At 69.3% G+C, this 21,724-nt stretch carries 20 protein-coding genes; 8 read left to right on the top strand and 12 right to left on the bottom strand.

The genetic code is table 11. The features are described from left to right. Positions 1-37: 37 nt before the first annotated feature. Positions 38-490: a universal stress protein gene (locus tag GRS48_RS07745; protein ID WP_159485223.1), complete on the top strand. Its 453-nt coding sequence runs from the start codon at positions 38-40 to the stop codon at positions 488-490. 53 nt (positions 491-543) lie between these two features. On the opposite strand, the gene GRS48_RS07740 is transcribed toward GRS48_RS07745, so the two are convergent. Continuing rightward, complete coding sequence (locus GRS48_RS07740) at positions 544-1,110, bottom strand: peptidylprolyl isomerase (RefSeq protein ID WP_159485221.1); 567 nt, start codon at positions 1,108-1,110, stop codon at positions 544-546. Between the two features lie 229 nt (positions 1,111-1,339). Between GRS48_RS07740 and GRS48_RS07735 the strand changes: the two genes are divergently transcribed. The 3 genes from GRS48_RS07735 (at position 1,340) to GRS48_RS07725 (ending at position 3,406) form a co-directional block, all read left to right on the top strand. Next, the gene (locus GRS48_RS07735) at positions 1,340-1,540 is read left to right on the top strand and encodes a XapX domain-containing protein (protein WP_159485219.1); all 201 of its coding nucleotides are present in this window, start codon (positions 1,340-1,342) and stop codon (positions 1,538-1,540) included. A 91-nt stretch (positions 1,541-1,631) separates the two neighbouring features. Beyond that, complete coding sequence (locus tag GRS48_RS07730; RefSeq protein ID WP_159485217.1) at positions 1,632-2,540, top strand: acyltransferase; 909 nt, start codon at positions 1,632-1,634, stop codon at positions 2,538-2,540. Between the two features lie 104 nt (positions 2,541-2,644). Continuing rightward, positions 2,645-3,406: a hypothetical protein gene (locus tag GRS48_RS07725; protein ID WP_159485215.1), complete on the top strand. Its 762-nt coding sequence runs from the start codon at positions 2,645-2,647 to the stop codon at positions 3,404-3,406. Positions 3,407-3,474: 68 nt separating this feature from the next. Here GRS48_RS07725 and hisS read toward each other — a convergent pair whose 3' ends face one another. The 4 genes from hisS to GRS48_RS07705 all read right to left on the bottom strand — a co-directional run bounded on the left by hisS (position 3,475) and on the right by GRS48_RS07705 (position 6,333). Further along, positions 3,475-4,791: a histidine--tRNA ligase gene (gene hisS / locus GRS48_RS07720; protein WP_159485213.1), complete on the bottom strand. Its 1,317-nt coding sequence runs from the start codon at positions 4,789-4,791 to the stop codon at positions 3,475-3,477. 109 nt (positions 4,792-4,900) lie between these two features. After that, positions 4,901-5,263, bottom strand: a complete 363-nt coding sequence (locus tag GRS48_RS07715) for a DUF5518 domain-containing protein (protein ID WP_159485211.1) — start codon at positions 5,261-5,263, stop codon at positions 4,901-4,903. Between the two features lie 125 nt (positions 5,264-5,388). Beyond that, positions 5,389-5,982 carry an alpha hydrolase gene (locus GRS48_RS07710; protein ID WP_159485209.1) on the bottom strand — a complete coding sequence of 198 codons (594 nt, stop codon included), beginning with the start codon at positions 5,980-5,982 and terminating at the stop codon, positions 5,389-5,391. Further along, on the bottom strand, positions 5,983-6,333 hold the full coding sequence (locus GRS48_RS07705; protein WP_159485207.1) for a DNA-binding protein: 351 nt from the start codon (positions 6,331-6,333) through the stop codon (positions 5,983-5,985). 225 nt (positions 6,334-6,558) lie between these two features. Here GRS48_RS07705 and GRS48_RS07700 point away from each other — a divergent pair, with 225 nt between their 5' ends. Beyond that, a complete protein-coding gene (locus GRS48_RS07700) occupies positions 6,559-7,671 on the top strand; it encodes a 60S ribosomal export protein NMD3 (RefSeq protein WP_159485205.1) in 1,113 nt (370 codons plus the stop codon). A 176-nt stretch (positions 7,672-7,847) separates the two neighbouring features. Here GRS48_RS07700 and GRS48_RS07695 read toward each other — a convergent pair whose 3' ends face one another. From GRS48_RS07695 to GRS48_RS07685, 3 genes are all read right to left on the bottom strand, one after another. Continuing rightward, positions 7,848-8,039, bottom strand: coding sequence for a UPF0175 family protein (locus tag GRS48_RS07695; RefSeq protein WP_159485203.1), 192 nt, complete (start codon positions 8,037-8,039; stop codon positions 7,848-7,850). Positions 8,040-8,436: 397 nt separating this feature from the next. Next, a complete protein-coding gene (locus GRS48_RS07690) occupies positions 8,437-10,317 on the bottom strand; it encodes an ATP-dependent DNA helicase (protein ID WP_321168349.1) in 1,881 nt (626 codons plus the stop codon). Positions 10,318-10,428: 111 nt separating this feature from the next. Continuing rightward, entirely contained in the window at positions 10,429-10,581 is a 153-nt protein-coding gene (locus tag GRS48_RS07685; RefSeq protein WP_159485201.1) for a hypothetical protein, read from the bottom strand. A 164-nt stretch (positions 10,582-10,745) separates the two neighbouring features. Here GRS48_RS07685 and GRS48_RS07680 point away from each other — a divergent pair, with 164 nt between their 5' ends. Next, positions 10,746-12,824, top strand: coding sequence for a long-chain fatty acid--CoA ligase (locus GRS48_RS07680; protein ID WP_159485199.1), 2,079 nt, complete (start codon positions 10,746-10,748; stop codon positions 12,822-12,824). 32 nt (positions 12,825-12,856) lie between these two features. Here GRS48_RS07680 and GRS48_RS07675 read toward each other — a convergent pair whose 3' ends face one another. Continuing rightward, entirely contained in the window at positions 12,857-14,263 is a 1,407-nt protein-coding gene (locus GRS48_RS07675) for an aspartate ammonia-lyase (RefSeq protein WP_159485197.1), read from the bottom strand. Between the two features lie 113 nt (positions 14,264-14,376). Further along, positions 14,377-15,759 (bottom strand): aspartate aminotransferase family protein, encoded by a 1,383-nt coding sequence (locus GRS48_RS07670; RefSeq protein ID WP_159485195.1) that lies wholly within the window; start codon positions 15,757-15,759, stop codon positions 14,377-14,379. Between the two features lie 255 nt (positions 15,760-16,014). Here GRS48_RS07670 and ilvD point away from each other — a divergent pair, with 255 nt between their 5' ends. Next, positions 16,015-17,799 carry a dihydroxy-acid dehydratase gene (ilvD, locus tag GRS48_RS07665; protein WP_159485193.1) on the top strand — a complete coding sequence of 595 codons (1,785 nt, stop codon included), beginning with the start codon at positions 16,015-16,017 and terminating at the stop codon, positions 17,797-17,799. A 153-nt stretch (positions 17,800-17,952) separates the two neighbouring features. On the opposite strand, the gene GRS48_RS07660 is transcribed toward ilvD, so the two are convergent. Continuing rightward, complete coding sequence (locus GRS48_RS07660; RefSeq protein ID WP_321168348.1) at positions 17,953-19,542, bottom strand: MATE family efflux transporter; 1,590 nt, start codon at positions 19,540-19,542, stop codon at positions 17,953-17,955. A gap of 121 nt (positions 19,543-19,663) precedes the next feature. Further along, entirely contained in the window at positions 19,664-20,773 is a 1,110-nt protein-coding gene (locus GRS48_RS07655; RefSeq protein WP_159485189.1) for a mechanosensitive ion channel family protein, read from the bottom strand. 91 nt (positions 20,774-20,864) lie between these two features. Here GRS48_RS07655 and GRS48_RS07650 point away from each other — a divergent pair, with 91 nt between their 5' ends. After that, positions 20,865-21,605, top strand: a complete 741-nt coding sequence (locus GRS48_RS07650) for a proteasome assembly chaperone family protein (protein ID WP_159485187.1) — start codon at positions 20,865-20,867, stop codon at positions 21,603-21,605. The last annotated feature ends 119 nt before the right edge of the window (positions 21,606-21,724 follow it).

The following is a 21,724-nucleotide window of genomic DNA, read 5'->3' as shown; positions in this document are numbered from 1 at the left end:
GGCTCCTTTTAAGTGTCGGGCGGGAGAACGGTACGATATGTACGATCGGATCCTGCTCCCGACGGACGGAAGCGAAGGCGTCGACCGCGCGGTCGACCACGCCATCGACGCGGCCGACCGCTACGACGCGACGCTTCACGTGTTGTACGTCGTCGACAGCGACATCGTCAACGCCTACTCCGGCGACGAGTACGTCCACGAGTTCGAGGGCGCGGAGGCGACCCTGGAAGAGAGCGGGAACCGGGCGGTCGAGACCGTGGCGGAGCGCGCCGGCGACGCCGGCGTCGAGACGGTGACGGCGATCGTCCACGGAGCGCCCCACGAGGAGATCCTCCGGTACATCGACGACGAGTCGATCGACCTCACGGTGATGGGGTCGAAGAACCGCCCGGGCGATTACCGCCGGATGCTCGGCTCCGTCACCGAGCGCGTCTCGCGGATGTCCGCGTCGCCCGTCAGCATCGTCAAGACGACCGTCGGCGCGCGCTGAGGCGGAAGTCGCCGGGCCGTTAACAGGAAACGGAAACGTTCGCGGCGTCCGGGCTACTCCTCGACGGTGACGCGCTCGATCTCGACGGTGTCGCGGGGGCCGTCGCGGCGGTCGGTGGGGACCGATCCGATCTCCTCGACGACGTCCATCCCGTCGATGACCTGGCCGAAGACGGCGTGTTTCCCGTCGAGGTGGGGCGTGGCGGCGAGCGTGATGAAGAACTGCGAGCCGTTCGTGTCCGGACCGGAGTTCGCCATCGAGAGGATCCCGGGCCCGTCGTGCGTCAGGTCGTCGTGGAACTCGTCGTCGAACTGGTAGCCGGGGCCGCCGCGGCCGTTCTGCATCGGGTCGCCGCCCTGGATCATGAAGTCCTCGATGACGCGGTGGAACACGTTGCCCTGGTACAGCGAGTCGCCCCGGACGTCGCCGCTCTCGGGGTCCGCCCACGTGTTCGTGTCGGGTGCGGGGTCGGCGTCGGCGGCGGGGTCGTGGCGCGCGAGGCCGAGGAAATTCTCCACGGTGCGGGGTGCGCGATCGGCGAACAGCTCGATCGTGACGTCGCCGTGGTTCGTGTGTAGGATCACTTGCGGGTTGTCGGGGTCGTGAACGGCTCGTGCCATACGCGGTTCAACGTCGTCCCGTCGGAAAACCTTGCTCATACGGAACGTCCCTCCGTGGTCGCCGTGTCCGTCGGTTCCGATCGATGTCTCCACCGGTTCCAGTCGGCGCCTCCACCGGTTCCGATCGATGTCTCCACCGGTTCCAGTCGGCGCCTCCACCGGTTCCGATCGGTGTCCCTTGCGGCGTCGAACGCCGTCCTTTTGAGGGGGCGGCTCCGAGAGGAGCGTCATGAGTTCGACAGCGGCGTTGACGGTCGTTGCGCTGGTCGTCGGTCTGACGGTCGGCGCGCTGTTCGCGTTCCTCCGCGTGCCGATCCCCGCCCCGCCCGAGCTGCCCGGCGTCATGGGGATCATCGGCATCTATCTCGGTTTCAAGCTCATCGGCTACACCGACCTCGGCTTCGACGCGCTCGACGCGCTCGGATTGTAAGTACCGCCCGTCCGCGACGACGACGGGTGCCGGTTCGGTCCGTTCGACGCACACCCGAATCCCTTTGAACGTTCCCGTCGAACAGGAGACGATGACAAAGCGACACGTGTCCCTGCCCGACGCCGCGGAGGCCGGGGTCCGAGGCTTCATCGACGAGGTGGACGAGCGCCTTTCCTCGGACGAGGACACCTGTATCGTCGTTCGAGACACGCTGATCGACCTGTTCGGCGACCGGGAGGCGTGGGAGGCCTGGCAGGACGGCGAGTCCGTCTCGAAGGCCGAACGCGTCAGGCTGCAGGGGTACGACCCCTGCAACGCCACGCTGGAGTCGGAGTACTACGCAGAGAAGGACGAGGAGGCGTTCAAGCGCTCGAAACACCTCCAGTGGCTCTGGCGACAGTTCGACGCGACCCCGATGGCCGACAACGTCGCGTTCGCGCTTCGGTTCCGCCGGATGCTCGGAAACCACCTCTTCGCGGAGTGTGGGGAGGGATGCCGGTTCTTCAAGGGCATCTCGTTCACCTACGGCCACAACATCGAGATCGGCGACAACGTCGTCGTCCACGACGGCGTCCACCTCGACGACCGCGGGAGGCTCACCGTCGGCGACCGCGCATCGGTCTCCGACGGCGTCCACGTGTACAGCCACGACCACGACATCGTCGATCAGACCGCGGTGCGGAACTTCCACACCGAGATCGGCGACGACGCGCGCGTCACCTACGACGCCATGGTGCGGGCGGGCTGCCGGATCGGCGAGAACAGCGTCGTCGGCGCGCGCGCCGTCGTACAGGGCGACGTGCCGGATCACCACGTGGTCGTCGGCACGCCCGCCCGGAGCGTCCGCGTCAAGCCCGGCTGGGAGGCCGTCGCCGAGGAGGTCGAGGACGGCAAGCTCGAGAACCGACAAGACGAGCGGGAGATCCCCTACGAGCTCCCCGACGACCTCGACCGGTTCGACGAGTTCGACCGCCACCTGACGCCGCCGGACTCGAAGTAGCCCGGTCGGGTCGAACCGACGCCCCGTACCGCCTGGATCCACCGTCCCGTACCGCCTGGATCCACCGTCCCGTACCACCACGACCCACCCGTACCACCACGACCATGCCACGCGCCGTCGCCGTCAACGTCGCCGCCAACACGAACGAGCCGGGGTTCCGCGGCCCGGTGTATCCCGACGGCTCGTTCGCGTACGTCCCGATCCCCGAGCCGGCGGCGACCCTCCCGCGCGACCGATTCCCGGTCGACGAACCCCTCCCGACGTACGCCGACCTCGACCTCCCGTTCTCGCTTCCGGAGGAGCTTCGCGGGACCGCCGTTCACATGGACCCGGAGTTCCCGGGCGTCCACGGCCGCCGCCACGCCACCTACGGCGACCCGTACGCCGTCAAGGCGGGACCGATAGCCGACCTGGCGGCCGGCGACTGGCTGCTGTTTTATGCAACGCTGACGGCGCGTCCGTACGGCTGGCGGGGACCCGTCGGTCAGGGGACGGACGCCGTACCCGACCCGGGCGCGATGGACGACGACCTCGCGCCCGACTGGGGGGCGTACCTCATCGCGGGGATCCGCGTCGAGACGGTCCTGGAGGGGCCGGGCCGCGAGGCGGCGGCCGCACTCGCGCCGACCAACGCGCACCTGAAGCGCGACCCGTTCGACGCCCGCGTCGTCGTCCGTGGCGACCCGGCGGCGTCGGGCCGCTTCGAGCGCGTGGTTCCCCTCAGTACGCCCGACGCGGGGGCGACAGCGAACCGGATCGTCACGGCGCTTTCGTCCGACTCGGGCAAGGGTCCGTGGTGGCGGCGACCGATGCGGTTCGACGAGGACGCGACGGCGACGCTCCTCGATCGGATCGCGTTCGAGTAGCAAATCCGCCGATACCGCGTCGTCGGGGCGGTGGACGACGAAATAGAACTGCTACGCGGCGGTGACGCTCACTCGTAGTCCTCGTAGGTGGGTCGGCCGGACGCGGGCGGGAACTCCTCGACGGGGACGGTCGTCTCGTCGCCGCTAGCCATGTCCTTGATCGTGAGCTCGCCGTTCGCGAGGTCGCGCTCCCCGACGACCACGACCGTTTCGGCGTTGATCGAGTCGGCGTAGCCGAGCTGGGCCCCGAACGAACGGCCCGAGACGTCGCTCTCGACGACGTGGCCGAGGTCGCGAAGCCCGCGCGCCACCTCGGCGGCTTTGGCCCGGGTGTCGCCGACGGAGAGGACGTAGTAGTCGGTCTCCAGCTCCTCGTCGGGCCAGACGCCCGCGCGCTGACACAGCAGCTTGAGCGTCGCGTGGCCCGGCGCGACGCCGACCGCGGGGGTCGGCTGGCCGCCGAAGCTCTCGATGAGGTCGTCGTAGCGCCCGCCGCCGAAGACGGAGCGGGACACCTCCCCCGTCGAGTCGAAACACTCGAAGACGACGCCGGTGTAGTAGTCGAGCCCGCGGGCGGTGGTCAACGAGACGTCACAGAACTCGCCCGCGCCGAAGTCGTCGGCGGCCGCGAGCACGTCCCGCAGGTTCTCGACGGCGTCCTCGACGTCGTCGCCGCCGGCGTCGGCAACCGCGTCGAGGTCGTCGACGTCCTCGACGCCCGTGATCAGGTCGTCGAACTCGCGGGCGGTGGCGCGGTCGAGCCCGGCGTCCGAGAGCAGGCCGAGGTACTCGCCCTCGTCGACCTTCGCGCGCTTGTCGACCGCGCGGATCGCCCCCGCGGTGTCGACCGCGTCGGGGTCGGCGGCGAGCGCGCGAACCAGCCCGCCGAGGATGTCACGGTGGGAGACGCGGAACTCGAAGTCGTCGCCGGTCAGTCCGAGGTCGACCAGCGCGTCGGCGGCGACCGCGAGCACCTCGGCGTCGGCCTCCGGGGCCGCGGAGCCGAACACGTCGATGTTCGTCTGGTAGAACTCACGGAACCGCCCCTGCTGGACCTGCTCGTACCGCCAGAACGGACGGGTGGACATCCACTTGATCGGTTTCGAGAGCTCCTGACCCTTCGCGACGACCATGCGGGCGACCGTCGGCGTGAGCTCGGGGGTCATCGCGACCTCGCGACCGCCCTTGTCCTCGAACGCGTACAGCTCGTCGACGATCTCCTCGCCCGACTTGTCGACGTACATCTGCGTCCGTTCGAGCGCGGGGGTCGCCACCTCGCGGAAGCCGTAGCACGCGGCGGCGTCCTCGATCGCGTCCGTCACCTCCCGACGGGCCGACTGCTCGCCCGGATAGAAATCGCGGAACCCTTTGAGTCCGTCGTACATAAGGGCCGGTTCGATAAGCGGCCGCTTGAAACCACTCCTTTGGCTCCGTGGCGCTCGACCGGTCGACCGGTCGGCCACGGTCGGACGCGTCGACGAACGCGCCCCGCCGTCAGTCCCCGAGAACGCCGCCGATCGCGCCCGCCAGCGCGGAGTCGATCGCGAACAGGAGCGTGAGGAACAACCCGACGACGAACACCCCTGCGCCGCCGAGGAGGCCGCCGAGCGGCCCGCCGACGAGCCCGACGAGCCCCCCGAACGTCGCGAGCACCAGCGTGACGACGATTCCGCTTATCGACCCCGCGAGCAGCCCGTGCCACGTCCCCGAGAGGAGCCCGCCTCCGGCGACGTAGCCGGCGACGAACCCGCCGATCAGCCCCGCACCGATGTGGCCGACGATCGGCGCGAACGACGCCAACAGCCCCGCTATCACCATCACGACGAACCCGTATCCGACCGCACGCCAGTCGGTCATACCGCTCCGTAGTCGGTCAACGCTGATAAGGGTTGACGACGGCGTCGACCGCGATCGGGCCGTGTCAGTCGTGTGAAACGCACGGATCGTGTGGATCGTACTGGCGAGCGCCGACGTCGAGGGAGTCAGTCGTTCCGGCCGTGGACGTACGTCTGGTCGTGGTCGGGGAACACGTCGGCGACCGTTGCCCCGCCGTGTTCGGCCGCGATGAGCGCCCGGATCTCGCCCTCGTAGTCGGCCTTGGGGATCTCCTCGCTCGGCCCCTGTTCGACCTCGAACGTCGCCGCCACCAGCCGGTCGACCGCGTGACGGCCGAAGCCGGACAGCGGCGAGATGTAGTCGACGCCGTGGCGGTCCTCCAAGCTCTGTGCCTGTGCCCGCGAGACGGTCGGCACGCGGTCGTCGCGTCGCGTGCCGTCCGCGACCGCGTCGACGTCGAGCTCGGCGATCGTCTCCAGCGCGTGCTCGTGAACGCGCTGGATCCCGTTTCGGGGGTAGCCGTCGGCGAGCATCCGATCGGCGGCCTCCTCGGCGACCGCACGGTCGAGGGGGACGCGCTCGAACGGGAAGCCGAGCTCCGCGGCGGCCCGTTCGGCGTGTTCCCAGTCGTCGGTGAGCCCGAAGCTCCCCGTCACACACCGGACGTCGTAGAAGCGATCGAGCAACAGCGCGGCGAGCGAGGAGTCCTTCCCCCCGCTGTACAGGAGCGCGAGCTCCATCTACCGCCGCCGGATGTCGAAGCTCTTCTGCTCGGGCTGGAGCTCCTTGAGCAGGTTCCGCATCTGGTCCTCGTCGATCCGGCCCTGGACCCGACCGCTCTGGGCGAGCGAGGCGACCTGCTGTTTCACCTGCTTTGCGAACTCAGGTTTCGACATCTCGACCGCGTTGAGTCGCTGTCGCGCACCGTCCGTGAGGTGCTGTTTGAGAACCGCCTCCTGTTGGGCCTGGGCGCGTTCTTGGGCCTCCTGCTGGGCCTCCTCGTTGCCGCCCTCCTGTGCGCGGTCCTGGAGCTCCTGCATCTTCTTTTCGCGCAGTTCTTCGAGCCGTTCGTCGTCGGGGTTCCCGCTCATAGACGCCCTTCTCGTTCCGGGCGAAAAACGATTTCGGAGGATCACGCCTCGGCGACACGCCCCGACGAACCCCGGCGACATGCCCCGACGAACTCCGGCGACGCGCCCCGACGAACCGAGCCGAGGGGTCGTGGACGCGCCGATTCGCGTGGATCCGTCCGAGCCGATCGGCTCGGGGCGGGCGGGTCGGGCCGCTTAAACCGGTCACCGACGTACGACGGCGACATGAGCGAGTCACGCGAGTTCTGTCCCCGCTGTGGTGACGCCGTCCCGGAGCGTCGCGAGCCGCTACCCGGCGAGCCGCGCGGGCGGGACGCGTTGCTGTGTGACGACTGTTACTTCGAGGACTTCGAGCTGGTCGACGCGCCGGACCGGATCGAGGTGTTGGTCTGTTCCGGCTGCGGCGCGGTCCGTCGCGGCGAGTCGTGGCGGGACGTCGGCGCGCGCGACTACACGGACGTCGCCGTCGACGAGGTCGCCGAGGCGCTCGGCGTCCACGTCGACGCCGAGGACGTCGAGTGGGGCGTCGATCCGGAACAGGTCGACGAGAACACGATCCGGATGCACTGTCGGTTCTCCGGCGTCGTCCGCGGCACCCTCCGCTCGGCGGACGTCACCGTCCCGGTGAAGGTCTCGCGCGGGACCTGTGACCGCTGTGGGCGGATCGCGGGCGGGTACTACGCGGGGATCGTCCAGATCCGCGCCGACGACCGACCCCTGACCGCCGAGGAGCGCGCGGAGGCGTTGGAGATCGCCGAGTCCTACGTGGCCAGACAGGAGGGGAAAGGCGATCGGGAGGCGTTCATCACCGAGATCAAGGAGACGGACGACGGGCCGGACGTCAAGGTGTCCTCGAACCAGCTCGCCGAGAACGTCGCGACGCGGATCACGGAGCGGTTGGGCGGTAGCTTCGAGTCGTACCCGACGCTCGTCACGGAGGACGGCGACGGCAACGAGGTGTACCGAGTCACGTTCGCGATCCGACTCCCCCGGTACGCCGCCGGCGAGATCGTCGACCCCGAGGACGGCGACGGACCGGTGTTGGTGACGAGCGTCTCCGGCCGGGTCGGCGGGATCCGGCTCGCCACCGGCGAGCCGTACGCGTCGGCGTTCGAGGACGCCGACGCGCCCGAGGTGACCCGCCTGGGAACCCGCGACGACGCGGCCGAAACCACCGTCGTGACGGTGGAGGACGAACACGCGGTCCAGGTCCTCGACCCGGAGACGTACGAGGCGAAGACCGTCCCGAAACCCGACTTCTTCGATGACGACGCCGACACCGTGTTGGCGATCAAACACGGCGGGGACGTCCACGTCGTCCCGGACGAGGAGACGTAGCGGTCGGGGCGGGAGAAGCGGGAAACGGGAGGAACGGAAACCCGGGGAGCGGGAGAAACGAACGTACCGAGACCTGCCGCCGGCGCTCGGACGGAGAGCGACGCGTGAACGGGTCTAAAGCGCAGAACGGCTGAAAAGGGCTGAAAGCGCTGCTGTCGGTCGATTCCGCTCGCCGCTCAGTCCGCGCGGACCGCCTGCTCGCCGTCGAGCGCGGCGGCGCGCTCGGACTCCGTGACCTCGATCCCGCGGCGCTGGAGCTGGTCGATGAACTCGGCCTCGCTGAGGCCCGCCTGCGTGGCCGCCTGGGACAGCGTCAGCGTTCGCGCACCGTACAGCGTCAACGCGGTGGACAGCCCGTTCGTTGCCATACACAACCGTGCTGCGCGAAAGATTATGAAGGTTACTACTTCCTTCAGGTCCCTGATACACCTTATACGATAATAGGTGTCGTGCGATCCGATCGAGAGTGTATAAGGACGCCCCTGGAACCTCGTATGAATCTCGCATGAACCTCGCATGAACCTCGCAGGAATTATCACCCTCGCCGGCCGAGGGCAGGTATGAACAGACAACAGTTCTTCGCGCTGTTCTTCGCGTTCCTCATGGTGAGTTCCATGGTCGCGTGGGGAGTCAGCCTCATATAGCGGGTCGCCCGCACCGCGACCCCTTCGCCGTCGTTGAGCCGTCGGTCCGTAACTCTCCGCTTTGCAGACTCCCCGTCTCGTAGATCCCTCTCCGCACCTTACAGCTCATCAACCGCGCCTCTCAGCGATCCCCCCACACGTCCGACAGCGGGTGGTTGTCCCGCCGCTCGGCGTCCGCCTCCGTTCGGGTTCGCGTCCCGCCGCTCGCCCCGCCGCCCTTCGAGGTTCCGTCTCCTCCCGATCCGCTCGACGGCGAGCCGCTTCGCGCCGATCCGCCGCCCGCTGCCCGGGTCCCCGACCCGCCCGCCCGTCGGGGGCCCGACGGCTCGGCGTCGATCCCCGCGAGCGCGGCCGCCGCGTCGAACGGGGGAAGCGAGGGAGCGGTCATCGCCTCGACTTGGTCGCGGAACCACGGCGGGGTGTCCGCCTTCGCGCGGTCGAACAGGTCGAAAAGCGAGTCGTCCGCGAGGTACGTCGCGCCGTAGTCGTCCGGCGCGCGCACGACGCGACCGCACGCTTGGATGACGGTCCGTAGCGCGGCCCGGTGGTACCACGGCCACTGTCCCTCCGCCAGCCGGCGGGCGACCCGTGAGTCCTTCGTGTTGAGGTACGGAGCCTTACAGATCACCTGCCAGCGACAGAGGTCTCCCTTGAGATCCAGCGCCTCCTCCATCTTCACCGAGACGAACACCTCGGGGTCGGTGCTCGCCTTCCACGTCTCCAGCTCCGCGTCGCGGTTCCCGCTGGTGTGTCTGCGGACGCGCGCGGCGACGCCGAACTCGCCGAGCTTCTCGACGAGCCGCCCGGCGATGTCGTACGAGTGGGCGTGGATCAGCCCCTTCTCGTCGGGGTGTTCCGCCATCAGGCGCACGATCAGCCGGGCGATCCCGGGGATCGTCTCGTCGCGGTGGTCGTACGTCATCGACCCCTGTCGGACGTCGTACAGCGGACGGTGTGCCAGCGGGAACGTGTGTTCGACGTCGACCAACGCGACCCTGTCGGGGGCGAGCCCCACCCCCCGACAGAACGCGTCCTTCGAGAGGATCGTCGCCGACAGCAGCGCGAACCGGTTGCCCCGGTCCCACACCGTGTGCCGGAGGTACCGGGCCGGATCCAGCGGCTTGATCGTGATCGTCGTCCCCTCCCCGTCGGGCTGGTCGACCACCCACGTCGTCGGCGACTCCGGGTCGCGGTAGTCCTCGAGGAACCAGCCGAGCTCGGAGATCAGCTCCTGGAGCCGATCGCGGCGGGCGACCTCCTCGCGGCTCAGCTCGGGCCGACCGACCAGGTCGTCCTTCGCGCGCTTGGCGACCCCGCTCAACGTCTCGACGAACCGCGCGGTCCGGTCGAGCGCGTCCTCGTCCGCGGCCGCGTCGCGCTCGACGTCGGGGACGCCCACGTCGTCCCAGACGGGCACGCGCTCGGGCGAACACTCGATCGTCGCGTACATCTCCGCCCACTCGGCGAGCCCGTGTGCCTCGTCGATGACGACGACGTCTCGCTTCCGGAACACCTCGGAGCCCGCGGTCTGCATGAAGTACGCGAGGGTCATCGCGGCGAACCGCCGCGAGGAGGCGATCGCGCGGTCCGAGAAGTACGGGCATCGGTGTTTCACCGTGCAGTCGAAGCCGCGCTCGCGGACGCAGGGCGCGCGGTCGACGGTGGTGTCGTGCTCGCCGGGGAGGATGCAGTCGTAGTTCGATTTCCCACGGATCACGTTGAGGTCGTCGAGCAGGTCGTCGGTCGCGACGTCGTCGAGCTGGGACACCTGTGGAGTCGTGTAGTACGCCCCGGTCGCCTCGCTCGGCGCGGCGTCGGCCATCTCGCGTGCCGCTCCCATCACCGCCCGCGCGATCAGGGACTTGCCGCTCCCGGTCGGCGCGCGGACGAGGACGACGTCGTTGCCCGCGGCGAACGCGTCCCGTACGTCGGCGAGCGCCCGCTCCTGTGCGCCGCGGAAGCTCGGTGCGGGGAACTCCGCGGGGATCCGGTCGGGGTCCACAGGCGTCCCTGGCGCGCTATCCGCCTAAAAGGCTCGGAGTGGGATCGGAGTGGATCGGAGTGGGATCGGAGTGGATCGGAAGACGGGTGACGCCGCAGCGACGGTGCGACTTCAGACGATGATCGAGGTCGCGAGGTGGCCGTACGTCAACAGCAGCCACGTCCAAATGAAGAACATCCCGATCCAGATCGGGCCGATGACCTTCAGGTCGCGACCGAACTGCTCGTCGGAGACGTCCCCGGTCGTGTGAGAGGTGAAGCTCATGACGGCTACGTCTCCGGCGGCCGGGACACAGTCGCTAACGCTTGATTATCGCGGTTTTTAAGTCTCGGACGGGAGCGTCGGCTCTCGGTCCGAATAAACGGGGGACAACGGACAACTGAACAACTACCCGATCGTTTATTAGGGTCTGTGGAATGGGTGGCGGTATGGGTTTCGAGGAGGCGGAACGCGCGTTCACGGACGACGTGGTGGCGATGGAGACGCTGCCGCGGACGTTCGAGCGCGCCGCCGAGCGCAACGCCGACCGGGTCGCACAGCGATATAAGGGGGGGATCTACGACCGGTCGCTCGTCTCGGCGGGCGTGGTCGACCCGGTCCCGGCGGGCGAGTACGGTGACCTGACGTACGCGTCGATGCGGGGGATCGTTCGCTCCCTCGCGGCGGGCTTCCGCGAGATCGGCGTCGAGACCGGGACGCGAGTCGCGATCTACGCGCACACGCGGATGGAGTGGGCACACGCCGATTTCGCCGCGCTCGCCGCCGGCGCGGTCGTCACCACGGTGTACCCCTCCTCTTCGCCCCGTCAGTTGCGGTACCTCCTCTCGGATCCGGAAGCGACGGTCGTCGTCGCGGAGAACCGGAGCCTCCTCGAGGAGGTGCTCGCCGCCGCGGACGACCTCGATCACGACCTCGCGGCCGTCGTGACGATGGACGACGTCGACGCGGCCGCCGTCGCCGGCGGGGACGACTCCCCCGACGATGCGACCGCCGCCGAGGAGGGGTCGGCCCCCGACGTCTACACGCTCGGGGACCTCCACGCGACGGGCGCGACCGCCTTCGAGGAGTCGCGCTACGAGTCGTGGCTCGACGAGGTCGCCGTCGACGACCTCGCCAGCCTGATCTACACCTCGGGGACGACGGGCGAGCCGAAGGGCGTTCGGCTGACACACGCCAACTTCCGTGAGAACCTCACCCAGTGTTACCGGCGGTTCGCGGACCGCCCGGACCGCGACCCGTCGGTTCCGGGGATCTCCGCGGAGACGACGACGCTCTCGTTTCTCCCCCTCGCGCACGTCTTCGAGCGCCTGGCGGGCCACTACATGATGTTCGCCGCGGGCGCGACCGTCGGCTACGCGGAGAGCCCGGACACCCTCAGGGAGGACTTCGGGCTGGTCCGGCCGACGACGACGACGAGCGTCCCGCGAGTGTATGAGAAGCTCTACGACGCGATCCGCGACCAAGCCGGCGAGTCGCCGGTCAAAGAACGGATCTTCGAGTGGGCGGTCGCGGTCGGCCGCACGCACCACGAGACCGACGACCCGGGCGTCCTCCTCGACGCCAAGCGCGCGATCGCCGACCGGCTCGTCTTCTCGTCGGTTCGCGAGGCGATCGGCGGCGAGGTGGACTTCTTCATCTCCGGGGGCGGCTCGCTGTCCGCGGAGCTGTGCGCGCTGTACCACGCGATGGACCTCCCGATCCTCGAGGGGTACGGGCTCACCGAGACGTCGCCGGTTATCAGCGTCAATCCCCCCGAAGCGCCCGCGGTCGGGACCATCGGTCCGCCGGTGCTCGACACGGAGATCGCGATCGACGGGACCGTCGTCGGCGAGGAGGTCGCCGACCTCCCCGGAGAGGTGGGCGAGCTGTTCGTCCGCGGCCCGCAGGTGACCGACGGCTACTGGAACCGACCGGCGGCGACCGCGGACGCGTTCCTCGATCCGGACCGGCTCCCGGAAGGGACCGTCACGGCGGGAACGCCCCCGGCCGAGCGCGACGGCGACCCGGACGCGCCGTGGTTCCGCACGGGCGACATCGTCCAGCTCCGCCCGGACGGCTACCTCGCGTTCCGCGAGCGCGCGAAGCAGCTGCTCGTGCTGTCGACCGGCAAGAACGTCGCGCCCGGCCCGATCGAGGACCGGTTCGCGGCCAACGAGTTCGTCGAGCAGTGTGTCGTCCTCGGCGACGGGCGGAAGTTCGTCTCCGCGCTGCTCGTCCCGAACTTCGAACGGGTGGCCTCGTGGGCGGAGACGCGGGGGATCGACCTCCCCGACGACCCCGCCGCCATCTGTCGCGACGAGCGCGTGCGCGACCGCATCGGGGAGGAGGTCGACCGCGTGAACGACGCCTTCGAGCCGTACGAACGGATCAAGCGGTTCCGGCTCGTCGCCGAGGAGTTCTCCGAGGAGAACGACCTGCTCACGCCGACGATGAAGAAGAAACGGCGGAACATCCTCGACCGTTTCGGCGACGAGGTCGAGCTGATCTACGACGACGATTCGACGTGACTCGCCTCAGCCGTCGCCGAGGATGACTCGCCTCAGTCGTCGCCGAGGATGACTCGGTGGGTCATCGCCTCGGGGTCGAGCACCTCGTCGGCCTCCGCTTCGGTGAGGTACCCCTCCTCGACGGCGACCTGTCGAACCGTCTTCCCCTCCGCCAGCGCCTGCTTGGCCACCTTCGAGGCCTTGTCGTAGCCGATCGCCGGGTTGAGCGCGGTCGCGAGCGCCATCGACTGTTCGACCTGCTCGGTGCAGTGTTCCTCGTTCGCCTCCAGCTTCGCGACGAACCGCTCGCCGAACGTCGACGCGGCGTTCGTCAACAGCGCGGCGCTCTGGAGGAAGTTGTGCGCGATGACGGGTTTATACAGGTTCAAGTCGAGCTCGCCGCGGGCCGCCCCGTTGGAGACGGCGGCGTCGTTGCCGACGACCTGCGTGTGGACCTGGTTGACCGCCTCGGCGACGACGGGGTTGATCTTCCCCGGCATGATCGACGATCCCGGCTGGTTCTCCGGCTGTTCGATCTCGCCGAGGCCGTTGCGCGGGCCGGACGCGAGCAGGCGGAGGTCGTTGGCGATCTTGTTCAGGCTGCCGGCGACCGTCCGGAGCGCGCCGTGGGCGTCGCCCATCGCGTCGTGGGCCGCCTGCGCCTCGAAGTGGTTGTCCGCCTCGCGGAACGTCGTGCCCGTCTCCTCGGAGATGTACTCCGCCGCGAGCGCCGGGAAGTCGGGGTGCGTGTTGAGCCCGGTGCCGACGGCGGTGCCCCCGAGCGCGAGCTCGCGGAGCTGGTCGCGGGACGCGCCGACCCGCTCGATCCCCTTCCCGATCTGCGTGCGATAGCCGCCGAACTCTTGACCGAGCCGGACCGGGGTCGCGTCCTGGAGGTGGGTGCGGCCGGTCTTGACGACGCCGTCGAACTCGGCCTCCTTCGCCTCCAGCTCGGCGTGGAGCGTCTCGAGGGCGGGAAGTAAGTCCTTCTCGACGGCCTCCAGTGCGGCGACGTGCATCGCCGTCGGGATCACGTCGTTGGAGGACTGGCCGTAGTTGACGTGGTCGTTCGGGTGGACGACCCGGTCGCCGATCCCCGCGCCCGCGATCTCGGCGGCGCGGTTGGCGATGACCTCGTTGGCGTTCATGTTCGAGGAGGTGCCGGAGCCGGTCTGGAACACGTCGACCGGGAACTGGTCGTCGAGTTCGCCGGCGATCACCTCGTCCGCGGCGGCGACGATCGCCTCCGCGGTGTCGTCCTCGAGGAACCCGAGCTCGCGGTTGGCCTGTGCGGCCGATTTCTTGACGACCCCGAGCGCCCGGACGAACCGTCGACCGAACGCGATCCCGGAGATCGGGAAGTTCTCGACGGCGCGCTGGGTCTGTGCGCCCCAGTAGGCCTCGGCCGGAACCTGCATTTCTCCGAGACTGTCCTCCTCAGTGCGGTAGTCCTCGCTCATACGCGACGGTTCCGACGGAGAGGTGGTAAAAGCTACTGATGGGCTCCGCCGTCGCCGGTTCGGTGACCGTTACGGGCCGTCGATCCGCGGCGGTCGGGTGACCGACCGCGAAGTCAGACGGTCGACGCCGCCTCGGCGGTCGCGTGGTCGATCCCGTCGGCGATCACGTCGAGCGCGACGTCGGCGAGCTCCGCGGTGAGCACGAGCGGCGGGAGGAGCCGGAGCACGTTGCCGTGGCGGCCGGCCTTCCAGACGAGGACGCCGTGCTCGAAGCAGTAGTCCTGTATTTCGTCGACGACGTCGCCGAGCGGTTCGCCGTCGGCGTCGCGGAACTCGGCCCCGATGAAGAGGCCGGTTCCACGTACTTCCACGAGCTCGTCGGTCGAGTCGCCGACCGCGCGAAGCCGCGCTCGGATGTCCGCTCCGAGGTCGCGAGCGTGCGCGAGCAGGTCGTGCTCCTGGATGTACTCGATGGCGCGCGTCCCGGCGCGCATCCCGACGACGTGACCGCGGTACGTGCCCGCGTGGTCGCCCGATCCCCACGTGTCGAGGTCCTCGTGGTACATCGTCGCCGACAGCGGGAAGCCGATCCCGCCGAGCGCCTTCGCCGAGGTCATCACGTCCGGCGTCACGCCGGCCCAGTCGCTGGCCCACCACTCGCCGGTGCGGCCGAGGCCGCTCTGGATCTCGTCGAAGACGAGCGGGAGGTCGTTGTCCGTCGCGATGTCACGGAGCCCCTGTAAGAACCCCTCGGGCGGGGTGACGATCCCGCCCTCGCCCTGGATCGGTTCGACGAAGATCCCGGCGGGGTTCGCGAGCCCGCCGTACGGGTCCTCGACGATCTCCTTGACCTCCTCTAAGGCGTGGTCGACCGACTCCTGTGGCGGCTTCCCGTCGCGGAGCGGATGCGGGTACGGGGCGTGAACGACGTCGCCGAGCAGGGGCGTGTAGTCCTCCTTGAACCCCTTGTTCGACGTGATGCTCATCGCGCCGGAGGTCGCGCCGTGGTAGGAGCCGCGGAACGCGATCAGGCCGTCCCCGCCGGTGTTGTACTTGGCGAGCTTGATCGACGCCTCGACGGCGTCGCTCCCGGTCGGGCCGCCGAAGACGACGCGGTTCTGCCCGGCGAGCCCCGTCGGAGCGATCTCGTCGAGCTTCTCGATCAGGTCGAGGCGGGCCTCGGTCGGGAAGTCGACGGTGTGGACGAGCCGGTCCGTCTGCTCGTGGACCGCCTCGAGGACGTACGGGTTCGCGTGGCCGACGTTCAACACGCCGATCCCGGCGAACATGTCGATGAACGTGTTGCCGTCGGCGTCGCGCAGCGTCGCCCCCTTCCCCTCCTTGAACGCGATCGGGATGTCCTCGGGATACGCGACGGCGCTGCTGTCGATACGCTTCTGTTTCGCCAGCAGCTTCTGGCTCCTCGGTCCCGGGACCGAGCCGACGTCCGGCGCGTCCTCGAAGTGCAGCTCCTCGATCGGTGGGCCTGCGGTCATGCATCTACCCACGAAGAAGGCGAATAAATACCTTGTCCACGATAATCACGATCGAGGTACACAGAATTCGATACCGTCCACGGGGTCCGCCGCCTGCTGATCACGCCCACGTCGCCGTCCGCATCATCCTTTCCGCCGCCGTCCGCATCACCGTTTCCGCCGCCCTCGGTCGCGTCCGCGTCGGCACCCTCCGCCCGAGTCCGGACGCCTCGCCCCCTTGCGGCGTTTTAAGGGGACCGAGCGCTACTGGCGGATATGAGCAGCCAGCCACCCCGATCGGACGCCGGGGACGACAGCGAGCGGCGAGACGCGGACCGGTTCGCGGGCGAGAAGGACGACGACCTCCCGAGCAAGGACGTGACCGAGGGGGCCGAACGCGCCCCCCACCGGTCGATGTTCCGTGCGATGGGGTTCGACGACGAGGACCTCTCGTCACCGATCGTCGGCGTCCCCAACCCCGCCGCCGACATCACCCCGTGTAACGTCCACCTCGACGACGTCGCCGCCGCCGCCATCGACGGGATCGACGCCGCGGGCGGGATGCCGATCGAGTTCGGCACCGTCACCATCTCGGACGCCATCTCGATGGGGACCGAGGGGATGAAGGCGAGTCTCATCTCGCGGGAAGTGATCGCCGACTCCGTCGAGCTCGTCTCCTTCGGCGAGCGGATGGACGCGCTCGTCACGGTCGCCGGCTGCGACAAGAACCTGCCGGGGATGATGATGGCCGCGATCCGAACGGACCTCCCGAGCGTCTTCCTCTACGGCGGCTCGATCATGCCCGGCAGACACGACGGCCGGGACGTCACCATCGTGCAGGTGTTCGAGGGCGTCGGCGCGTACGCCCAAGGGGAGATGAGCGGCGAGGAGCTCGACGAGCTCGAACGCCACGCCTGCCCGGGCGCGGGGTCGTGCGGCGGGATGTTCACCGCGAACACGATGGCGTCGATCTCCGAGGCGCTGGGGCTCGCGCCGCTCGGATCGGCCTCGCCGCCCGCCGAGAACGAGGAGCGCTACGCCGTCGCCGAACGCGCCGGCGAGCTCGTCCTCGACTGCATCGAGAACGACCGCCGCCCCTCGGACGTCCTGACACGCGAGTCGTTCGAGAACGCGATCGCCGTCCAGACCGCGATGGGCGGCTCGACGAACGCCGTGCTCCACCTGCTCGCGCTCGCAGGGGAGGCGGACGTCGACCTCACGATCGAGGACTTCGACGAGATCTCCCGCCGGACGCCGAAGATAGCCGACCTCCAGCCCGGCGGCAGCCGCGTGATGAACGACCTCCACGAGGTCGGCGGCGTCCCGGTCGTGATCCGCCGGCTGCTGGAGGCCGGGCTGTACCACGGCGACGCGATGACGGTGACGGGACGGACCGTCGCCGAGGAGCTGGCCGAGCTGGAGGCGGCCGGCGACCTCCCGGACGACGACGCGATCGAAGCGGACTTCCTCTACAGCGTCGACGAGCCCAAACAGGCGGAGGGCGCGATCAAGGTCCTGAAGGGGAACCTCGCGCCGGACGGGGCGGTCCTGAAGGTGACCGGCGACGACGCGTTCCACCACGAGGGGCCCGCCCGCGTGTTCGAGAACGAGGAGGACGCGATGGCGTACGTCCAGTCGGGCGACATCGAGTCGGGCGACGTGATCGTCATCCGAAACGAGGGGCCGCGGGGCGGCCCCGGCATGCGGGAGATGCTCGGCGTCACCGCCGCCGTCGTCGGCGCGGGCCACGAGGACGACGTCGCGCTCCTCACGGACGGCCGCTTCTCGGGCGGCACCCGCGGCCCGATGATCGGCCACGTCGCCCCCGAGGCCGCCGTCGGCGGCCCCATCGGACTCGTCGAGGACGGCGACCACGTGACGGTCGACATCCCGAACCGCGACCTCTCGGTCGACCTCTCGGACGACGAGATCGAGGCGCGCGCCGCGGATTGGGAGGCCCCCGAACCCCCATACGAGGGCGGCGTGCTCGCGAAGTACGGCCGCGACTTCGCCTCGGCGGCCGACGGTGCGGTGACGAACCCGCGGCTCACGCGAGAGTAGCGTCGCTTCGGCTCGCCTCCGGCCTTTCCCGCCCCTCTTCCGCGTCCCGTCGTCTCCGCTGTTCTCGTCGTTCCCGCTTTTCCCGCCCTCCCCGCTTTTTCGTCGTTCCCGCGTTCCCGTCCGCTCGCACCCGCACCGCGCCGGCGACGTGCGTCAGTCCTCGCCGATCGGGTCGGCCTCGGGGCGCGGGTCGTCGACGTATCGCTCGGTCCAGGTGCCGCGGGCGAACCACGCGACGCCGATGACTGCGCCGAGGACGTTACCGACCGCCATCCCGACCCACACCCCGGTCACGCCCCAGCCGGCGACGAACACGAGGTACCCGACGCTCGCGACGCGGCCGACCCAGAGGGTGAGTATCGAGATCACCATCGCGGTCTTGGTGTTGCCGGCCCCGCGGAACGCGCCGAGGATCACCTGTGAGACGCCGATAAAGGCGAACTCCACGGACCGGATCCGCACGTAGTCGACCGCGTACGCGATCGTCGCCGGGGCGTCCGGCACGTCGCCGAGGAAGACGGCGACGATCGGCTCCGTGAACGTCACGGCGACGACGGCGACGACGAGCATCACCCCCGCACCGGTCGTCGCCGCGAGCCGGACCGCTCTCGCGGCCCGATCGGCGCGCCCCGCGCCGAGGTTCTGACCGACCATCGTGTCGATGGCGCGGCCGAGCCCCATCGCTGGCAGGAAGACGAGCGATATGAGCCGGTTCCCGAGCCCGTAGGCCGCGACGACCGGGGGCGAGAACGTCACGATCATGGCCGTGAGGGTGATCATCGCCAGCGCGCTCGTCGTCTGCTCGACGCTGGAGGGGAGCCCCAGCCGAAAGATGTCGCCGATGAACTCGAGGTCCGGCGCGAGGTGGGCGACGGTGACCGCCGGCCCGAGGTCCGTCGCGAACAGCAGCCAGAGGCCGACGGCGGTCGCGACGCCGCGCGCGGCGATCGTCGCGAGCGCCGCCCCCTCGATCCCGTACCCGGTGAACCCCGTCGCCGCGAACAGCGACGCCTCGACGGCGACGGGATCGAGCGCGGCGACGCCCGGGACCGCGGCGAGCCATCCGAACAGGGGGTTGTCGGCGAACCCGAAGATGAGGAACGGGTCGAGGACCACGTTCAGGAGCACGGAGAGGAACATCACGGCCATCGGCGTTCGAGTGTCGCCGTAGCCGCGCATCAGCGCGGAGAAGACGAAGAAGCCGAACATCAGCGGGATCCCGAGGAAGATGATCTCCATGTAATCGGCCGCGAGCGGGACCACCGTCGCCGCGGTGTCCGGATCGCTCGGCAACAGCTCCAGGGCCGGCCGGGTGTAGAGGTAGCCGACGGCCCCGATAGCCACCGAGAGGACGGCGACGGTGAGGACCGTCTGTCCGGCGACGAGGCCGGCCGAGCGGTCGCCTTTCGCGCCGGTGTACTGAGCGACGAGGATCGCGCCCGCCGTGGTGAACCCGCCGGCGACCGCGATCAGCAGGAAGATGAGCGGGAACGCCAGGCTGATCGCCCCGACCGCCTCCGCCGAGAGCCGGCCGAGGTAGAGGGTGTCGACGACGTTGTACGTCACCTGGAGCAGCTGGATGACGACGATCGGCCACGCCAGATGAAACAGCGGACGGATCAGGCTCCCCTCGGTGATCGAGTCGCGAGGGTCGTCGGTATCGGCCGACGGCTCCGGAGGCCGATCCTCGCTGCCGCTCGGCTCGTGGTCGTCTGACGGATCCGTGGAGGGCGGGCTCGTCACGTATCGATAGGGGTGCTCGTCCGCCAATCACCCTTGCGGTTCCGACCGACCGATCTATAGGGATCCGTCTGGCCGATCTATAGGGATCCGCCTGGCCGATCTACGCGCCCTCGTCCGGGTCTCATCCCGGAGGGTTCGCGTCCTGGTCGTCGCGATCGGGGCGGCGATCGAGGTCGTCGTCGCGTTCGCGTCCCGTTTCTCCGCCTCCGGAGCGTGTCCCGCTCCTCTCGGACTCGGTTTCGGCGTCGGAGCCGCCAGGATCGGACGCGTCCGCGCCACCGTCGACGTCCTCGGCCGAGGTGTCGCCGTCGGCGTCCCCGATCGGAGCGTCGTCGGGATCGAGGCCGACGCGAGCGATCCCCGAGGTGTCGTCGAAGACGAGGTGACGGTGGGGGTACGCCATCTCCACGTCGGCGTCGGCGGCGAGCTCGCGGACCCGTGCGTTGACGTCGGACTGGACCTTGCCGAGCTTGTACGGCTTCTTCACCCAGTACCGCAGGCGGAGGAGGACGCCGTCGTCGGCGAACTCGTGGACGCGACAGTCGGGGCTCGCGTTGTACCGCGCGACGCCGATCCGGATGTCGGGGCCCCCCTCGATGACCGCCTTACAGTTCCGGGCGGCTCGCTCCATGATCCGGCGGGCCTCGGCGACGTCGCACTCGTAGGTGACGAGCAGGTCGAGGGTCCGGCGGGTGCGCTCGTCCTCGGCGGAGTAGTTGGTGACGTCGCGGTCGCGCATGTTCCCGTTCGGGACGACGAGGAAGGTGTTGTCCAGCGTGAAGATCTTCGTGTACCGGATCGTGATGTCGTCGACGAACCCCTGGGTGCCGTCCTCCAACTCGATCATGTCGCCGATCTCGAACGGCTGGTCCGCGAGGATGAACACGCCGTTGATGAAGTTCCCGATGAGCGGCGCGAGGATGATGCCGATGACCGCGGAGAGCACCGTCCCGATGAGGAGCACGTCGGTGAACCGGACGCCGACCGACCACAGCCCGAACAGCAGGGCGGACCCGATGGTCCCGACGCGGACGCCCCGGATGATCGTCTGGGCGACGCTCTGTCGGGAGAACCGTTGCGCGACGGGACGGCCGAGGAGCCGGACGAGGAATCGCGCGAACACCGCGCCGACCACGACACAGAGGACGACGAAGAGCACGCGCACGCCGGGCACCTCTGCCAGCCACGGGAACCACTCGGTGACCGGCACGATGCCGTCCGTCTGGACCATGGCCTATCCGCGTCCCCCACCCGAAAAAGCGTTTCCTCCCGCGGATCCGGACCGGGGGAAACGCTAACACGACTCCGAACGAATCGCACGTATGTTCGGGATGTTCCGCGACACTCCGTCGTTCGACGTCACTCACGAATCGTCCCCGAGTGAGAGCCTCCTCGCTGGGTTCTCTGCGTACGGCCTCGCCGGACTCACCGCGGTCGACTACCTCGTCGACCACCTCGAACTCGAGGAGACCGGCCACATCCGCGCGGAGGGGGTCCCGTCGATCACCCCGTTCGAGAAGGGACGCCCACGACACCCGACGCGGCTCTACTCGCGGCCGGACCTCGACGTGACGATCCTCGTCGGTGAACAGTTCGTTCCCTCCGTCCTCGGCGAAGCGCTCGCGACGTCGATCCTGGACTGGACCGCGGACAACGAGGTCGCCGAGATCTCTGTGCTCGCCGGGGTCCCGATCCCACACGGGGAAGAAGGGCACCGAACGTTCTACGTCGCGACCGACGACTACCGGGAGAGTCGCCTCGAAGGGCTGGACGTTCCCCCGATGGAGGCCGGGTTCCTCGACGGGATGAACGCCGCGTTCCTCGAGTACGGGATGGACTCGCCGCTGGCCGTCGGGCTGTTCGTCACGCCCGTCCACGCGCAAGCGCCCGACGTCGACGCGGCGGTGCGGCTCGTCGAAACGGTCGACGAGGCGTACGATCTCGGCGTCGATGCGGGGCCGTTGGAGACGTTCGCCGCCGAGATCCGCCAGTACTACCAGGACCTCGCGGAGCGGATCGAGAGGCGCGAACACGAACAGAGCGACGACCGGATGTACATGTAGCCGACGGCTCAGCGATCCGGTGGCGACCCGGTGGTAACCCGGTTCGAATCCGTGGCGTCCCGTCAAGCGGTCGAGTCGTCAAGCCGTCAAGCGGTCGAGTCGTCAAGCCGTCGAATCGT

Origin of the sequence: Halorubrum sp. JWXQ-INN 858 (assembly GCF_009806985.1) — an archaeon.
Classification (GTDB): Archaea; Halobacteriota; Halobacteria; order Halobacteriales; family Haloferacaceae; genus Halorubrum.
This window is presented reverse-complemented; position numbering and strand designations above follow the sequence as displayed.

Bases quoted from the DNA above. Each gene is read 5' to 3' on its own strand.
- GRS48_RS07715 (WP_159485211.1), bottom strand. From the start codon at position 5,263: ATGACCGACTGGCGTGCGGTCGGATACGGGTTCGTCGTGATGGTGATA.
- GRS48_RS07745 (WP_159485223.1), top strand. From the start codon at position 38: ATGTACGATCGGATCCTGCTCCCGACGGACGGAAGCGAAGGCGTCGAC.
- ilvD (WP_159485193.1), top strand. From the start codon at position 16,015: ATGAGCAGCCAGCCACCCCGATCGGACGCCGGGGACGACAGCGAGCGG.
- GRS48_RS07735 (WP_159485219.1), top strand. From the start codon at position 1,340: ATGAGTTCGACAGCGGCGTTGACGGTCGTTGCGCTGGTCGTCGGTCTG.
- GRS48_RS07650 (WP_159485187.1), top strand. From the start codon at position 20,865: ATGTTCGGGATGTTCCGCGACACTCCGTCGTTCGACGTCACTCACGAA.
- hisS (WP_159485213.1), bottom strand. From the start codon at position 4,791: ATGTACGACGGACTCAAAGGGTTCCGCGATTTCTATCCGGGCGAGCAG.
- GRS48_RS07695 (WP_159485203.1), bottom strand. From the start codon at position 8,039: ATGGCAACGAACGGGCTGTCCACCGCGTTGACGCTGTACGGTGCGCGA.
- GRS48_RS07675 (WP_159485197.1), bottom strand. From the start codon at position 14,263: ATGAGCGAGGACTACCGCACTGAGGAGGACAGTCTCGGAGAAATGCAG.
- GRS48_RS07730 (WP_159485217.1), top strand. From the start codon at position 1,632: ATGACAAAGCGACACGTGTCCCTGCCCGACGCCGCGGAGGCCGGGGTC.
- GRS48_RS07725 (WP_159485215.1), top strand. From the start codon at position 2,645: ATGCCACGCGCCGTCGCCGTCAACGTCGCCGCCAACACGAACGAGCCG.
- GRS48_RS07740 (WP_159485221.1), bottom strand. From the start codon at position 1,110: ATGGCACGAGCCGTTCACGACCCCGACAACCCGCAAGTGATCCTACAC.
- GRS48_RS07705 (WP_159485207.1), bottom strand. From the start codon at position 6,333: ATGAGCGGGAACCCCGACGACGAACGGCTCGAAGAACTGCGCGAAAAG.
- GRS48_RS07670 (WP_159485195.1), bottom strand. From the start codon at position 15,759: ATGACCGCAGGCCCACCGATCGAGGAGCTGCACTTCGAGGACGCGCCG.
- GRS48_RS07710 (WP_159485209.1), bottom strand. From the start codon at position 5,982: ATGGAGCTCGCGCTCCTGTACAGCGGGGGGAAGGACTCCTCGCTCGCC.
- GRS48_RS07680 (WP_159485199.1), top strand. From the start codon at position 10,746: ATGGGTTTCGAGGAGGCGGAACGCGCGTTCACGGACGACGTGGTGGCG.
- GRS48_RS07655 (WP_159485189.1), bottom strand. From the start codon at position 20,773: ATGGTCCAGACGGACGGCATCGTGCCGGTCACCGAGTGGTTCCCGTGG.
- GRS48_RS07700 (WP_159485205.1), top strand. From the start codon at position 6,559: ATGAGCGAGTCACGCGAGTTCTGTCCCCGCTGTGGTGACGCCGTCCCG.
- GRS48_RS07685 (WP_159485201.1), bottom strand. From the start codon at position 10,581: ATGAGCTTCACCTCTCACACGACCGGGGACGTCTCCGACGAGCAGTTC.